Origin of the sequence: Streptococcus oralis (assembly GCF_023109005.1) — a bacterium.
In the GTDB taxonomy this organism is placed as follows: domain Bacteria; phylum Bacillota; class Bacilli; order Lactobacillales; family Streptococcaceae; genus Streptococcus; species Streptococcus oralis_BU.
This window is the reverse complement of the sequence record NZ_JALDTU010000001.1, coordinates 195267-210105: the sequence shown is the minus strand read 5'-3', so window position 1 is coordinate 210105 and position 14839 is coordinate 195267. Positions and strand designations below refer to the sequence as shown.

Here is a 14839-nt window from a genome sequence, read left to right as displayed (position 1 = left end):
TTCTATTTTAAGTGAACTGCTTATTCTTGTTCAGCAGCTTCTTCTGTTGCTTCCGCTTTTGTTGCTTTCTCAGCTTCTTCAGCTTCAAAGGCTGCTTTAGCCTCTTGGGCTGCTTTTTCGCGGGCTTTTTCAAGGTCATCTACGTGGATGACATCTTCGTCCATTCCTTCATCCAAGTCGCGAAGTTCCACTTCTTGTTCATCTTCGTCAAGGACACGCATGTCAAGACCAAGAGATTGCAATTCTTTCACAAGAACTCGGAAGGATTCTGGAACACCTGGTTTTGGAATTGGTTTTCCTTTTGTAATAGCTTCATAAGCTTTCAAACGTCCGTTGATATCGTCAGACTTGTAGGTCAAGATTTCTTGAAGGACATTTGAGGCACCGTAGGCTTCAAGAGCCCAAACTTCCATCTCACCGAAACGTTGTCCACCAAACTGAGCTTTACCTCCGAGTGGCTGTTGGGTAACGGTTGAGTATGGTCCGACTGAACGCGCGTGCAATTTATCATCAACCATGTGGTGAAGTTTGATCATGTACATAACACCAACTGACACGCGGTTATCAAATGGCTCACCAGTACGTCCATCGTAAAGGATTGTTTTAGCATCACTATCCATACCTGCTTCTTTAACAGTTGACCAAAGGTCTTCAGAACTTGCTCCGTCAAAGACCGGTGTTGCAATGTGGATACCAAGGGTACGAGCAGCCATACCAAGGTGGAGCTCCATAACCTGACCGATGTTCATACGTGATGGCACCCCAAGTGGGTTCAACATGATATCAACTGGAGTTCCGTCTGGAAGGTAAGGCATGTCTTCTACAGGTACGATACGAGAGACAACCCCTTTATTTCCGTGACGTCCGGCCATCTTATCTCCGACCTTGATCTTACGTTTTTGAGCGATGTAAACACGAACAAGCATATTGACACCAGATTGCAACTCATCTCCATTTGCACGAGTAAAGATCTTAACATCACGAACGACACCATCGGCACCGTGTGGTACACGAAGAGAAGTATCACGCACTTCACGAGACTTGTCTCCAAAGATAGCGTGCAAGAGACGTTCTTCAGCTGAAAGATCTTTTTCACCCTTAGGCGTTACTTTACCTACAAGGATGTCGCCTTCTTTAACCTCAGCACCGATACGGATAATTCCCATCTCGTCAAGGTCTTTAAGGGCATCTTCACCGACGTTTGGAATTTCACGAGTGATTTCTTCAGGCCCAAGCTTTGTATCGCGCGTTTCTGATTCGTATTCCTCGAGATGGACAGATGTATAGACATCATCTTTGACCAAGCGTTCGCTCATGATAACGGCATCCTCGAAGTTGTAACCTTCCCAAGTCATGTAGGCAACAATTGGGTTTTGTCCAAGCGCCATTTCCCCTTTTTCCATAGAAGGTCCATCAGCGATAAAGTCGCCTTTTTCAACAACATCGCCGACTTTTACGAGCGTACGTTGGTTGTAAGCAGTACCTGAGTTAGAACGACGGAATTTTTGGATGTGGTAAACATCCAATGAACCATCTTCACGGCGAACTTCTACCTTGTCAGCATCTGCGTAAGTAACTTTACCACCATACTGAGCAATCACAGCAGCTCCAGAGTCATGGGCTGCTTGGTATTCCATACCAGTACCAACGTAAGGTGCTTTTGGATCAATCAATGGCACAGCCTGACGTTGCATGTTAGCACCCATGAGGGCACGGTTGGAGTCATCGTTCTCCAAGAAAGGAATACATGCGGTCGCAACGGCAACTACCTGTTTTGGGGACACGTCCATGTAGTCAACCACTTCTGCTGGATACTCTTGGTTGACACCTTGGTGACGTCCCATGACAACCTTCTCAGCAAAAGTACCGTCTTCGTTGAGGCGAGAGTTAGCCTGCGCTACAGTAAATTCATCTTCTTCATCAGCTGTCAACCAAACGATTTCGTTGGTCACAACACCTGTTTCACGGTCAACCTTACGGTATGGTGTTTGAACAAATCCATACTTGTTCAAGTGTCCGTAAGATGACAAGTTATTGATCAAACCGATGTTAGGTCCTTCAGGTGTCTCGATTGGACACATACGACCATAGTGAGTGTAGTGCACGTCACGTACTTCATATCCAGCACGGTCACGAGTCAAACCACCAGGTCCCAAGGCTGACAAACGGCGTTTGTGAGACAACTCAGAAAGCGGGTTGTGTTGGTCCATGAACTGTGACAACTGTGATGAACCAAAGAATTCTTTGACTGCAGCTGTTACAGGACGGATGTTAATGATTTGTTGCGGTGTCAAAACTTCATTGTCCTGAACAGACATACGCTCACGGACATTACGTTCCATACGAGAAAGTCCAAGACGAACTTGGTTGGCAAGCAATTCACCAACTGCACGGATACGACGGTTCCCAAGGTGGTCGATATCATCCACACGTCCGATACCTTCAGCCAAATTGAGGAAGTAGCTCATCTCAGCGAGGATATCTGCAGGAGTTACAACACGAACCTTGTCGTCTGGATTGGCATTTCCAATGATAGTTACAACACGGTCTGGATCCGTTGGCGCAACAACCTTGAATTTTTGAAGGACAACCGGTTCAGTCAGAACAGCTGCATCGTTTGGAATATAAACGATTTTGTTCAAGTCGCCATCCAAGTGACTCTCGATACTTTCAATCACGCTACGAGTCATAACGGTACCAGCTTCTACCAAGATTTCTCCCGTTTCAGGATCTACCAATGGCTCAGCGATGGTTTGGTTGAGCAAGCGTGTTTTGATGTTCAATTTTTTATTAATCTTGTATCTACCAACGGCTGCTAAGTCATAGCGACGCGGATCAAAGAAACGAGCCACAAGCAAGCTACGTGAGCTTTCAGCGGTCTTAGGTTCACCTGGGCGAAGGCGTTCGTAGATTTCTTTCAAGGCTTCGTCTGTACGAGAGTCCATTGGATTCTTGTGGATATCTTTTTCAACAGTATTGCGAACCAATTCGCTATCACCAAAGATATCAAAGATTTCATCATCACCTGAGAAACCAAGCGCACGAACCAAGGTCGTAAATGGAATCTTACGAGTACGGTCGATACGAGTATAAGCGATGTCTTTTGAGTCGCTTTCCAGTTCCAACCAAGCTCCACGGTTAGGGATAACAGTAGAACCGTAACCCACTTTACCGTTCTTGTCTACTTTGTCATTAAAGTAAACACCTGGTGAGCGAACCAACTGAGAAACGATAATACGTTCACCACCATTGATGATGAAAGTACCCATCTCAGTCATGATTGGGAAATCACCAAAGAAGACTTCTTGAGTCTTGATTTCGCCTGTTTCTTTATTGATCAAGCGGAAGGTTACAAAAATTGGTGCTGAATAGCTAGCATCGTGGATACGAGCTTCTTCAAGCGTGTATTTTGGTTCCTTGATTTCATAGCCAACAAATTCCAACTCCATTGTGTCTGTGAAGTTTGAAATTGGCAATACATCTTCAAACACTTCCTTAAGTCCGTGGTCTAGGAAATCTTTGAATGAATCCGTTTGAATTTCAATCAAATTTGGTAAGTCAAGAACTTCTTTGATTCTTGAAAAACTACGACGGGTACGATGTTTCCCGTATTGAACGTCATGTCCTGCCAAGATGATTCTCCTTTGTAAATAAATTCCAAGCCTTGTCAATCAGGCTTTTCTAATCGTCATATGGTTTTAAAAACCCCTATCACCGTGTCCCTTTGATGAATTTTCAGAATCTTTAAATCTTTGTTACAAGCACTCAAAAACCTGAAAAAAAGCACAAAAAGAGCAGCTAAATCTGACTTTTTCAGAAGATTTAACTGCTGTGAGCCTTGTCTGGACAATATTTCAGACAAAACCTACGACAAATGATTACTCATATTATACCTTATTTAGCCAGATTTTTCAAGGTTTTTTTACTACTTTTTAAACAATCTTTTCCTATATATTATTTTAAAATTTCAAGAGAATGAAGCATTATATTTTCTCTTCAAAACTAGGAAAACGCTTGCACTAATGTTTACCTCGTGCTATACTGTTAGGGAACAACTACACAAGGAGAATTGTGATGAAAAAGATCCCATCTCAAACTGAGAAAAAAATGATTTATGGTATCCGTTCCTTGAAGAACGGAACTGGTTCTATCCTTATTGGTGCCAGCATTGTCTTGCTTTCTGCTGCAATGCCAACTATTTCAGCTAACGAAAACCTTCCTCAAACTCAGGAAAATACTAGCGCTGTGACCAAGGCCCCTACTGAGACTGAAACGAGTCAAACTCAAAAGGAAACGCCTATTTCTGAACAAAAGAATGCAAACGCTTCCCTTGACACTAAAAAGGAAGCCCTAGCAACTGACACTGCTCTAGCAGCTGAAACACCTAAAAAAGAAGCTCCTGCTGTGGAAACTACTACAGCACCAGAAACACCTAAAACAGAAGACGCTAGCACAAGCCAGGCTAACAGCAAGGAAGAGAAAGTAGACGCCAGCACTTCGACGCCAACTTCAGGCCAAAAACCACAAGCAGACACATCTTCTGAAGAACCCATCGCAGACAACTACTTCCGCATCCATGTAAAGAAATTCCCTGAAGAAAACAAGGATTCTCAAGGTCTTTGGACTTGGGATGATGTTGAAAAGCCGTCTGAAAACTGGCCCAATGGAGCCAAGTCCTTCAAGGATGCCAAGCAAGATGACTACGGCTATTATCTAGATGTCAAACTCAAAAATGAGCAAGCCAAGAAAGTCAGCTTCCTTATCAACAATACCAAGGGGGATAACCTGACAGGGGACCGTTCGGTAGAGCGCCTCTCTCCAAAAATGAACGAGGCCTGGCTAGATGAAAACTATAAGGTATACAACTACCGTCCTCAACCAGCAGGAACTGTCCGTGTCAACTACTATCGCACCGACGGGAACTATGACAAAAAATCTCTCTGGTATTGGGGCGATGTCAAGAATCCAAGCAGTGGAGAATGGCCTGACGGAACAGACTTCACTGCAACTGGAAAACATGGCCGTTACATTGACATTCCACTCAATGAAGCTGCAAGAGAATTTGGATTTTTATTACTAGACGAAAGCAAGAAAGGCGATGATGTGAAAATCAGAAAAGAAGATTATAAATTCACTGATCTAAAAAATCACAGCCAAATCTTCCTTAAAGATGATGACGAAACCATCTACACCAACCCTTACTATGTACACGATATCCGCATGACTGGTGCCCAACATGTGGCTAAGTCTCGTATCGAAAGCAGCTTTTCTACCCTAGTTGGAGCTAAGAAAGACGATATCCTCAAACACTCCAGCATCACTGATTACCAAGGGAATAAAGTAGATATCACAGACATGGAAGTGGATGAGGCAGGTAAAAAAGTGACCTATATTGGCGACTTCTCTGACACTCAACACCCGTACACTGTCAGCTACAATTCAGACCGATTTACCACACGTTCAAGCTGGCGCCTCAAGGATGAGTCCTACAGTTACGACGGTCCACTCGGTGCAACCCTAAAAGAAGATGGCAAGCGTGTTGATCTCACCCTCTGGTCTCCAAGTGCTGATAAGGTTTCCGTTGTCGTCTATGACAAGAAAGACCCTGAAAAGGTAGTCGGAACTGTCGCCCTTGAAAAAGGAGAAAAAGGAACCTGGAAACAAACTCTGGATGCAAACTCTGGTCTCGGTATCAGCAACTACACTGGCTACTACTACCACTACCAAATCGAGCGCCAAGGTAAAACTGTCCTCGTTCTTGACCCTTATGCCAAATCATTAGCGGCTTGGAATAGCGACCTAGCAAAAACAGATGCCGCTCATAAGGTCGCTAAAGCTGCCTTCGTCGATCCAGCAAAGTTAGGTCCGCAAGACTTGACCTATGGGAAGATTCGCAACTTCAAATCGCGTGAAGATGCCGTTATCTACGAAGCTCATGTTCGTGACTTCACTTCGGATCCTGCCATCGCAAAAGACTTGACCAAGCCATTTGGTACCTTTGAAGCCTTTATCGAAAAACTAGACTATCTAAAAGACTTGGGTGTGACTCATATCCAACTCCTTCCAGTCTTGTCCTACTACTTTGTCAACGAATTGAAGAACCAAGAACGTTTGTCTGCCTATGCTTCAAGCAACAGCAACTACAACTGGGGATATGACCCTCAAAACTACTTCTCCTTGACTGGTATGTACTCAAGCGATCCTAAGAATCCAGAAAAACGTATTGCCGAATTCAAAAATCTCATCAACGAAATCCATAAACGTGGTATGGGGGCTATCTTGGATGTGGTCTACAACCATACTGCCAATCTCGACATCTTTGAAGACTTAGAGCCAAACTACTACCACTTTATGGACGCAGACGGAACTCCACGTACTAGCTTTGGAGGCGGCCGTTTGGGAACTACCCACTACATGTCTAAACGTGTCTTGGTAGACTCCATCAAGTATCTGGTTGAAACCTACAAAGTGGATGGTTTCCGTTTCGATATGATGGGTGATCACGATGCGGCTTCAATCGAAGAAGCTTACAAGGCTGCACGCGCCCTCAATCCAAATCTGATCATGCTAGGTGAAGGTTGGAAAACCTATGCTGGTGATGAAAATATGCCTGTACAACCTGCTGATCAGTCTTGGATGAAGAAAACAGATACTGTTGCGGTCTTTTCAGACGATATCCGTAACAACCTCAAGTCTGGTTATCCAAACGAAGGTCAACCTGCTTTTATCACAGGTGGAAAACGCAATATCAATACCATCTTTAAAAATCTCATTGCTCAACCAACTAACTTTGAAGCAGACAGTCCTGGAGATGTTATCCAGTATATCGCAGCCCATGATAACTTGACCCTCTTTGACATCATTGCCCAGTCTATCAAAAAAGACCCAAGCAAGGCGGAAAACTACGCTGAGATCCATCGTCGTTTGCGACTTGGAAACCTCATGGTCTTGACTGCTCAAGGAACTCCGTTTATCCACTCTGGTCAGGAATATGGACGTACCAAACAATTCCTTGACCCAGCCTACAAGACTCCTGTTCCTGAAGATAAGGTTCCAAACAAGTCTCACTTGTTGCGCGACAAGGACGGCAAGCCATTTGTCTATCCTTACTTTATCCATGACTCTTACGACTCTAGTGATGCTGTCAACAAGTTTGATTGGACCAAGGCAACAGATGGAAAAGCATATCCTGAAAATGTCAAGAGCCGTAACTATATGAAAGGTTTGATCGCCCTTCGTCAATCGACAGATGCCTTCCGACTTAAGAGTCTACAAGGTATCAAAGAACGCGTCCAACTCATCACTGTCCCAGGAAAAAATGGTGTTGAAAAAGAAGACGTGGTGATTGGCTACCAAATCACTGCTCCAAATGGAGATATCTACGCAGTCTTTGTCAATGCAGATGATAAGGCTCGTGAATTTACTCTAGGAACTGCCTTTGCTCACTTGAGAAAGGCCGAAGTTCTCGCAGATGAAAACCAAGCAGGACCCGTAGGAATTGCTAACCCTCAAGGTCTCGAATGGACTGAAAAAGGTTTGAAATTGAACGCTCTCACTGCCGTTGTTCTCCGCTTATCTCAAGGTGGTGCCATTGTCGCCCCAGCTGTGGAAGAAAAACCAGAATTTGATCTTTCTAGCTTGGAGGTTGAACCAGAACAAGGCCAAACTCAAAACCTAGCAGCCAATCCTGAAACTCAAGAAACTGCTGCAGAGGCTCACTCTCAGAACCTCCTTCCAAACACAGGAACTGAGAGCAAATCCCTTCTTGCCCTTGCTGGATTCAGTATCCTTGCCCTTCTCGGACTTGGATGGTTGATAAAAAACAAGAAAAAGAAATAACCTAGCCCTCCTATAGAGAAAACACCCCATGATTAGAAGAATCTTCTAGTCATGGGGTGTTGTTTTTATGATACACTTATCTATCAAATCATATATTCTACACTATAGCTAGCGTCTGATAAGATACGAGCTAGGAACTGCTTGGTTCGTTCTTCTTGTGGACGACTAAAGAAATCATGTGGATTGTTCTCCTCTACGATACGGCCTCCGTCCATGAAAATAACGTGGTTAGCGACATCTCTAGCAAATCCCATCTCATGCGTGACGACCACCATGGTCACACCTTCTCCTGCCAACTGTTTCAGAACATCCAAAACATCTCCAACCAACTCAGGGTCTAGTGCTGATGTTGGTTCATCTAGCAAAATGACCTCGGGTTTGACGGCAATGGCACGCGCAATTCCTATTCGTTGTTGTTGTCCTCCAGATAACTGGGAAGGATAGTAGTCTTTGTAGGACAGTAAACCAACTTTTTCCAAGGCAGATTCTGCACGTTTGAGCGCTTCTTCCTTAGGAACTTTACGAGCCACGATTAGACCTTCTAGAATATTTTCCAGAGCAGTTTTGTTTGCAAATAGATTGTAGTGTTGGAAAACAAAGGCTGTTTTTTGGCGAATTTCTAGAATGTCTTTCTTGCTTAATTTAGCTAAGTCATAGGTCTTTCCTGCCAATGTCAAACGGCCACTGTCAGCTTTTTCTAAGTGATTGAGACAACGGAGAAAGGTCGTTTTCCCCGAACCTGATGGTCCTAAGATAACGACGACGTCCCCTTGGTTGACCTGGAGATTGACATCCTCCAAGACCTGCCTCTCTCCAAATGTTTTTGCGATATGTTCTACTTGTAACATCCTGTCCTCCTATACAAAACGCGCTCTAGATGCTTTTGCTCTCTCTTCTTTTTTCACATAGCCTTTCTCCAGTAGGGAGAAGCCCCACTGAATCAAACCACAGATCAAAATATACTGCAAAAAGATCACAAAATAAGACTCAAAATACTGGTAACCGTAGGACGCTTCTACACGAGCAATAGCGGTGATATCCTTGATGGTCATGACAAAGACCAGAGAGGTCCCTTTGACGATATTAATCACCAGATTGGCCAAGTTAGGCAAGGCTGAGCGCAGGGCTTGAGGAAAAACAACCCTTAGATAGGCCTGGGTCGTAGTCAGCCCAATCGCATGCGCCGCCTCTAATTGTCCCTTGTCCACCGTCAAGATCGCTGAACGCAAAATCTCCGATAAACTCCCGACTGTCATCAAACTATAAATGATAAAGGCATAATAGAGAGGATCAAGCTTGAAAATATCAAAGTCACTTCCTATGCTTTTGAGAAATTGATTCAGCAAACTTGGAAACAAACTATAAAAGAAGAGAATCAATAAAATCGGAGGAGTCGCTCGGATAAACGCCAGATAGACCAGAGAAAAACTCCTCACCCCTCGAACCTTGTAAATCTGCCCCAAGGCCAAAAATAGAGCCGGTAAAAAGCTTATGACCATAGCCACAATCATGATAATCAAGGTGATTGGCACACCCTTCAAGGTCTCCAGAAAGGTCTTTACAATATAGTCTATATCCATTTTTTACCTCCCTTTTGTTTCCAAAGACTTCTCAAGCAAACGACTCAAGCTAGAAATAACCAAGGCAATCCCCCAGTAAAGAAGCGCAACTGCCGTATAGGTTTCCAGCGAGTAGTTTCCTAAATTGCGACTGATTAAGAGATTGCCTGCACCCATAACATCAACGAAACCAATCGTATAGGCCAAGGCAGCATCCCGCATAAGATTGAGAATAGCAGTTGTTATATTGGGAAGAGCAACTTGAAAAGCTTGAGGAAAAATGATTCTCCAAAAAGTCTGACTTGGGGTCAAACCAATACTAAGCCCTGCCTCTGTCTGTCCCTTTGGAATAGCTTGATAGGCCGCCTTGAAAACCTCGGCAACAATAGCCGCAAACAAGAGAATCATCGTCAGGAGAACAAAAATAGTTTTAGACCAGTTATTGATATCCAAACCAAGCCACCATTTCAGAAATTCTGGCAAGCCATAAAAGACTAGAAAAAGCAAGACAATCGGAGGTGTACAACGAAGGGTAAAGATATAGCCTTTGGAAATCGCTGCAAAACTCTTGTCTTCTCCTACTTGCGCCCAGGCCAAGAGACCTCCAAAAAGGGAACCAAGAAGAGTGGTAAAAAAGAGAATGGACAAGGTCATAGGAAGCGCCTGCCATAAGGTCGGCAAAAACTGAAAGACCTTGGAAAAATCATAAGAAACCATGCAAAACCCTTTCTAGTCTTGAAATTTCTGGTCTAGTCTTTGTCTACGTAACTAAAGACATCTTCTTTAAAGTATTGCTGAGATAGCTTAGCAAGCGTGCCATCTTCTTTCAACTCTTTAATTGCTTTTTCGTATTCTTTAGCAAATTTCTCACCCTTTTCATCACGGTGAATCAAGGGATAAGTTGGAATGCCCTTATATGGGAACCAGCTGAGTTTGTCCGCATATTGGTGGTAAGGGCCATCTTCTGCGGTAACTGCTTTTTCAAAGGACAGTTTGATATCAAAGAAGGCATCATAACGTCCTTCTAAGACCCAAGCATAGGCATCTGCCACTTTAAAGGATTCAGCTGCTGTCAACTCAATCGGTGCATCCTGATGTTTTTCATTGTAGCTGGTGATAACATTCCATTGAGCATTCTGTGGAGAGATGGGAACCAATTTCCCTTTATTCTTGGCAAAGTCATCAATGGTTTTGTATTTCTGTTCGTCTTCTTTTCTGACAGTAAATCCGATGATGCTCGCTCCGACTGGTTCAGATGGAATGACAAACTTTTTAGCTCGTTCATCTGTGTACCAAGCTCCCTTGGTTCCGATGTCATACTTGCCTGATTCCAGACCGATCAAGAGATCGTCATCACTGGTACCCGTATATTCAAATTGATAGTTTGCCAACTTCTCATCAACAGCCTTCAAAACAGCTACTTCATAACCATCTGACTCCCCTTTTTCATTGACAAAGTCATACGGTACGTAGTTCTGTGTATGGGCAACCTTCAAAGTTATGACCTCACCAGATGAAGCTGTTTCCCCCTCCTTGGCTGGAGCACCAGCTAAACTTCTCCCGATAATCGTTGCCCCAATTACTGCAACAACTGCTACACCACCGATAATCCATGCTTTTTTACTCATCTTTTTCTCCTTTAGTTTTCAAGCGCTTCTCTCACCCACTGGATACGTTCAACTGCAATATCACTTGGAATGGTACAATCTGCCCCAATTACCAAACCCTGTTCCCCAGCTTCTGCAACTAGTTTCTTTGCCTCAGCCTGAATGGCGTCCTTGCTACCAGTATACAGCAAGCCTGTCTTACCATTTTCGAATCCTCCAAGAACCGTACGTCCCTTGAAAATCTCACGACCTTCCTTGAGAGTGATTCCTTCTGGTCCTACAGCCCAGTTAAAGACTTGGGCTGGATAGTCTGCAAAAAGATGAATATCATTTCGCGCTCCCTCGTAGCCACAGATATGAAGAACAGTAACACCACCAACAGCACTAGCCGCTTCCAGAACCGTTATCTCGCTAGGTGCAATGACGGCTTGATAATCTGCTGCCGACACTCGTTGATCTTGGATACTTTGCACGCTGAGGTAGATTCCGTCAGCACCAGCCTCTTTGATGACAGCTCGGCTGAGACTAGCAATATCTTCTGCAATCACATCCAACACCTTTTTCAGAGCTTCAGGATCTTCCACCAAAAAATCTGCAATAAGGTCATCGCCACCAGACACTTCCCCAATCAACCACTTGAGATAGGTCGCAGGAGCAAAAATATTGTAAATCGCAACGATATCTTCTGTGAACTCTTGCTTGATTTTCTGAACCAAGTCCACCTGCTCTTTTATCCAAGCGTGATCTGGTCCGAGTGGTTGAATGGTCGCCAATTCTTGAAGAGATTTCCCTTTGGCAATCGCTGGATTTGGATAAGCAAAGTAGCCATCACTCATGAGTTTGATAAAGTCTGGCTGAACTTCTCGGATAAAGCGCTTATGGCCCTCGATATTCTTCTCAATAATAGCTGAATTTGAGAAACCGTGTAGCCATTCGTCTTCGGATGTGAAATGGTACCAAAAGCCAACTGGCACACGATCAACCTTTTCACCTCTAAATGCTTTTAAAACCCATTCTTTTTTTTCTGACATTCTTATTCTCCATTTCTTACTTTTTCAACTAATAAACTGCTTGCGATATCATTCGAGCGTAGAAAGGGGAGACTGGACTTGGAAAAATCCTGAACTCCACGACATCTCTCTCCATTTTTGCAGTGCTCATTTTTTACGACGCTTATGGCGACCAAGGCTAGCAAACTGACAACGACAATGAAGATGCCCCATCTTTTACTTTTCATAGCTCCTCCTTTTAGAGAACAGCTGCCTGCCGAATCCAGTCCAACCTCTCTAAGTCAAAGTCATCTGGAACAGTACAGTCAGCTCCCAGAAGAACTCCTTTACTACCAGCTTCAACCAGCAACCGCCTTGTTTCATCTTGCAATTCCGCCTTGGAACCCTGATAAAGCAAGCTTTTCTTGCCATTTTCAAATCCACCTAAAACGGCTTTGCCTTGAAACAACTCCTGACCCTGTGTCAAACTAACATCCTCATGGTGGGTCGCCCAGTTGACCACTTGAGCTGGATAGTCCTTAAATATCGTCACATCATTGCTCGCACCTTCAAAACCACAGATATGGAGGATATTGGTCCCACCAACCTGATTGGCCGCCTCCAAGATCGCTATATTGCTCGGTTCGATATAGGTTTGATATAGTGCTGGTGTGATGCGCTCATCTTGAATTTCCTGGGTACTGAGGTAAATTCCGTCAACACCGCCTTGCTGAATGATTTTCTGAGTTAGGATAGCAATATCTCCTGCAATCACATCTAGAATAGCTCTGAATTGCTCAGGATTTTCAAGCAATAGATCAGCCACTTCCCTATCTCCCCGAGTTGTTTCTGTACGGAACCAGCGCTTGAGGTGGGAGATTGGCGAAAAGATATTGTAGAAAGAAGCAATCTCTTCGGTAAAGGTCTCTCGAATCGCTTGTACCACTTCCACCTGTTGCTGAATCCACGGGTGTCCCTCACCAATCGACTCAATAGAAGCCAGCTCCTGAATGTTTGAAACCTTAGGACTGTAGACATTACTTGGATAAAGGAAAAAACCGTCGCTCATGATTTTGACAAAATCAGGACGAATCCTTTCCACATAGCTGTGATGCCCTTCAACACTCTTTTGAAAGATACGTGGATTATTTAATCCCTGCCCCTTTTCTTCGAGTGTTACAAAATGAAACCAAAATCCCACAGGAACTCTTTCCACTTCATCGCCTCGAATCGCTCTAAAGACTAGATCTCTTTTACTTGCCATACCTTTCTCCTTCCATTTGGATTGAAACCATCTTACCACTCCTTTTCTCCTTTTCCCAATATATATTGACTATCAACTCAATTGGAAATTTTTATATCTATAAAGAAAAAATCCCTGAAAAGCTTGATTTTACTAGCCTTTCAAAGATTCACTTTATTTTCATCTATTTTTCAAAAAGGAGCTGATATAGATTTTCTATCAAGCCGATTGAATTTTTTTATATACATCTTCATTCCAAAATTAAGTACATAATTTTATCCTAATACCAAATTACTACTGAAAAATTTATTTTCTCCCGATATTTTCTTGCACAAATCCCATGAAAACGCTACAATATTAATAGACTATTATTAGGAGGATGGGATTATGAAAATATCCAAAGTTACCATTACAATTGCTTCTACACTTGCTTCCGTCATTTTACTGACTGGCTGTGGCACAAATTCGGCAAATTCACAGACAACACAAAGTAGTACATCTGATAATCAGGTTACAATGACCTATGATCAGTTGCGTTCAAGAGAAAATACTATGTCAACTCTTTGGTATCAAAAAGCAGCTGAAACCAAGGCACTCTATCTACAAGGTTACAATGTCGCTACTGATCGTTTGAAAGAACTACTAAAAACACAGACAGATAAACCCTACTCTATCGTTTTGGACTTGGACGAAACCGTACTAGACAACAGTCCTTATCAAGCGCAAAATGTCAAAGACGGAACAGCATTTACCCCAGAAAACTGGGATGTCTGGGTAAAAAAGGCCGCAGCCAAGGCTGTACCAGGTGCTAAAGACTTCCTCCAATTTGCAGACCAAAACGGTGTCCAAATTTACTATGTATCTGACCGCACGATAGATCAGGTAGATGATACGATCAAAAACCTAGAAAATGAAGGGATTCCTGTACAAAGCCGCGATCATCTCATGTTCTTAGAAAAAGGCGTCAAATCTAAAGAAGGTCGTAGACAAGCAGTCCAAGAAAAAACCAACTTAGTCATGCTACTAGGAGACAATCTTGTGGACTTTGCAGAGTTTTCAAAGACCTCTGAAACTGAGCGCGACCAAAAATTAGAGGAATTACAAAAAGAGTTTGGTGAGAAATTCATCATTTTCCCTAACCCAATGTACGGATCATGGGAAAGCACTGTCTACAATGGTAATAAATTGGATGCCAAGGGTCAAACTGAAGAGCGCCAAAAAAGCTTACAAGGTTTTGATAAATAAAATAAGGGAGCTATCTACCAGTTTACACCAACCACAAGATATCGTATTTGCGAGAATAGCGAAAAAAGACGATTTCCAAGCGGAAATCGTCTTTTAATAGGACAGACTTCTCCAATTCAAAATGTACTTCATTTAGTATAGATGTAATCATAAACCATATTTTCTAAGTGGTTTATACATGACTGTCCGTCAGGGAAAGCAAATATGCAAAATTTAGAAATTTTGATATAATAGAACTATCAAAAAGTAAAGGAATGATTGGTATGAAAGCAATCACAGCTCACAGCTCACAGCTCACAGCTCACAGCTCACAGCTCACAGCTCACAGCTCACAGCTCACAGCTCACAGCTCACAGC

The 14839-nt window shown here is 43.2% G+C and carries 11 protein-coding genes; 2 read left to right on the top strand and 9 right to left on the bottom strand.

Annotated elements, in window-relative coordinates; all coding sequences use genetic code 11:
• Window positions 1-20 precede the first annotated feature (20 nt).
• Window positions 21-3632, bottom strand: a complete 3612-nt coding sequence (gene rpoB, locus M1F56_RS01030) for a DNA-directed RNA polymerase subunit beta (RefSeq protein ID WP_247916569.1) — start codon at window positions 3630-3632, stop codon at window positions 21-23.
• Between the two features lie 442 nt (window positions 3633-4074).
• Between rpoB and M1F56_RS01025 the strand changes: the two genes are divergently transcribed.
• Window positions 4075-7839 (top strand): pullulanase, encoded by a 3765-nt coding sequence (locus M1F56_RS01025; RefSeq protein ID WP_247916568.1) that lies wholly within the window; start codon window positions 4075-4077, stop codon window positions 7837-7839.
• An 83-nt stretch (window positions 7840-7922) separates the two neighbouring features.
• On the opposite strand, the gene M1F56_RS01020 is transcribed toward M1F56_RS01025, so the two are convergent.
• The 7 genes from M1F56_RS01020 to M1F56_RS00990 are packed head-to-tail and all read right to left on the bottom strand — an operon-like array spanning window position 7923 to window position 13258.
• On the bottom strand, window positions 7923-8687 hold the full coding sequence (locus M1F56_RS01020) for an amino acid ABC transporter ATP-binding protein (protein WP_247916567.1): 765 nt from the start codon (window positions 8685-8687) through the stop codon (window positions 7923-7925).
• Between the two features lie 9 nt (window positions 8688-8696).
• A complete protein-coding gene (locus M1F56_RS01015) occupies window positions 8697-9419 on the bottom strand; it encodes an amino acid ABC transporter permease (protein ID WP_247916566.1) in 723 nt (240 codons plus the stop codon).
• 3 nt (window positions 9420-9422) lie between these two features.
• On the bottom strand, window positions 9423-10115 hold the full coding sequence (locus M1F56_RS01010) for an amino acid ABC transporter permease (RefSeq protein ID WP_000255460.1): 693 nt from the start codon (window positions 10113-10115) through the stop codon (window positions 9423-9425).
• A 32-nt stretch (window positions 10116-10147) separates the two neighbouring features.
• Window positions 10148-11026 carry a transporter substrate-binding domain-containing protein gene (locus M1F56_RS01005; protein WP_000037007.1) on the bottom strand — a complete coding sequence of 293 codons (879 nt, stop codon included), beginning with the start codon at window positions 11024-11026 and terminating at the stop codon, window positions 10148-10150.
• 11 nt (window positions 11027-11037) lie between these two features.
• The gene (locus tag M1F56_RS01000; RefSeq protein ID WP_247916565.1) at window positions 11038-12036 is read right to left on the bottom strand and encodes a uroporphyrinogen decarboxylase family protein; all 999 of its coding nucleotides are present in this window, start codon (window positions 12034-12036) and stop codon (window positions 11038-11040) included.
• 2 nt (window positions 12037-12038) lie between these two features.
• A complete protein-coding gene (locus M1F56_RS00995; protein WP_247916564.1) occupies window positions 12039-12242 on the bottom strand; it encodes a hypothetical protein in 204 nt (67 codons plus the stop codon).
• 11 nt (window positions 12243-12253) lie between these two features.
• The gene (locus M1F56_RS00990) at window positions 12254-13258 is read right to left on the bottom strand and encodes a uroporphyrinogen decarboxylase family protein (RefSeq protein ID WP_247916563.1); all 1005 of its coding nucleotides are present in this window, start codon (window positions 13256-13258) and stop codon (window positions 12254-12256) included.
• A gap of 366 nt (window positions 13259-13624) precedes the next feature.
• On the opposite strand from M1F56_RS00990, the gene M1F56_RS00985 reads away from it, so the two are divergent.
• Window positions 13625-14482: a 5'-nucleotidase, lipoprotein e(P4) family gene (locus M1F56_RS00985; protein WP_247916562.1), complete on the top strand. Its 858-nt coding sequence runs from the start codon at window positions 13625-13627 to the stop codon at window positions 14480-14482.
• A 22-nt stretch (window positions 14483-14504) separates the two neighbouring features.
• Here M1F56_RS00985 and M1F56_RS09685 read toward each other — a convergent pair whose 3' ends face one another.
• Entirely contained in the window at window positions 14505-14633 is a 129-nt protein-coding gene (locus M1F56_RS09685; protein ID WP_282184660.1) for a hypothetical protein, read from the bottom strand.
• Window positions 14634-14839 lie beyond the last annotated feature (206 nt).

Excerpts from the sequence above, each read along its gene's own strand:
- M1F56_RS01025 (WP_247916568.1), top strand. The coding sequence starts at position 4,075 with ATGAAAAAGATCCCATCTCAAACTGAGAAAAAAATGATTTATGGTATC.
- M1F56_RS01020 (WP_247916567.1), bottom strand. The coding sequence starts at position 8,687 with ATGTTACAAGTAGAACATATCGCAAAAACATTTGGAGAGAGGCAGGTC.
- M1F56_RS01015 (WP_247916566.1), bottom strand. The coding sequence starts at position 9,419 with ATGGATATAGACTATATTGTAAAGACCTTTCTGGAGACCTTGAAGGGT.
- M1F56_RS01010 (WP_000255460.1), bottom strand. The coding sequence starts at position 10,115 with ATGGTTTCTTATGATTTTTCCAAGGTCTTTCAGTTTTTGCCGACCTTA.
- M1F56_RS01005 (WP_000037007.1), bottom strand. The coding sequence starts at position 11,026 with ATGAGTAAAAAAGCATGGATTATCGGTGGTGTAGCAGTTGTTGCAGTA.
- M1F56_RS01000 (WP_247916565.1), bottom strand. The coding sequence starts at position 12,036 with ATGTCAGAAAAAAAAGAATGGGTTTTAAAAGCATTTAGAGGTGAAAAG.
- M1F56_RS00995 (WP_247916564.1), bottom strand. The coding sequence starts at position 12,242 with ATGAAAAGTAAAAGATGGGGCATCTTCATTGTCGTTGTCAGTTTGCTA.
- M1F56_RS00990 (WP_247916563.1), bottom strand. The coding sequence starts at position 13,258 with ATGGCAAGTAAAAGAGATCTAGTCTTTAGAGCGATTCGAGGCGATGAA.
- M1F56_RS00985 (WP_247916562.1), top strand. The coding sequence starts at position 13,625 with ATGAAAATATCCAAAGTTACCATTACAATTGCTTCTACACTTGCTTCC.
- M1F56_RS09685 (WP_282184660.1), bottom strand. The coding sequence starts at position 14,633 with ATGATTACATCTATACTAAATGAAGTACATTTTGAATTGGAGAAGTCT.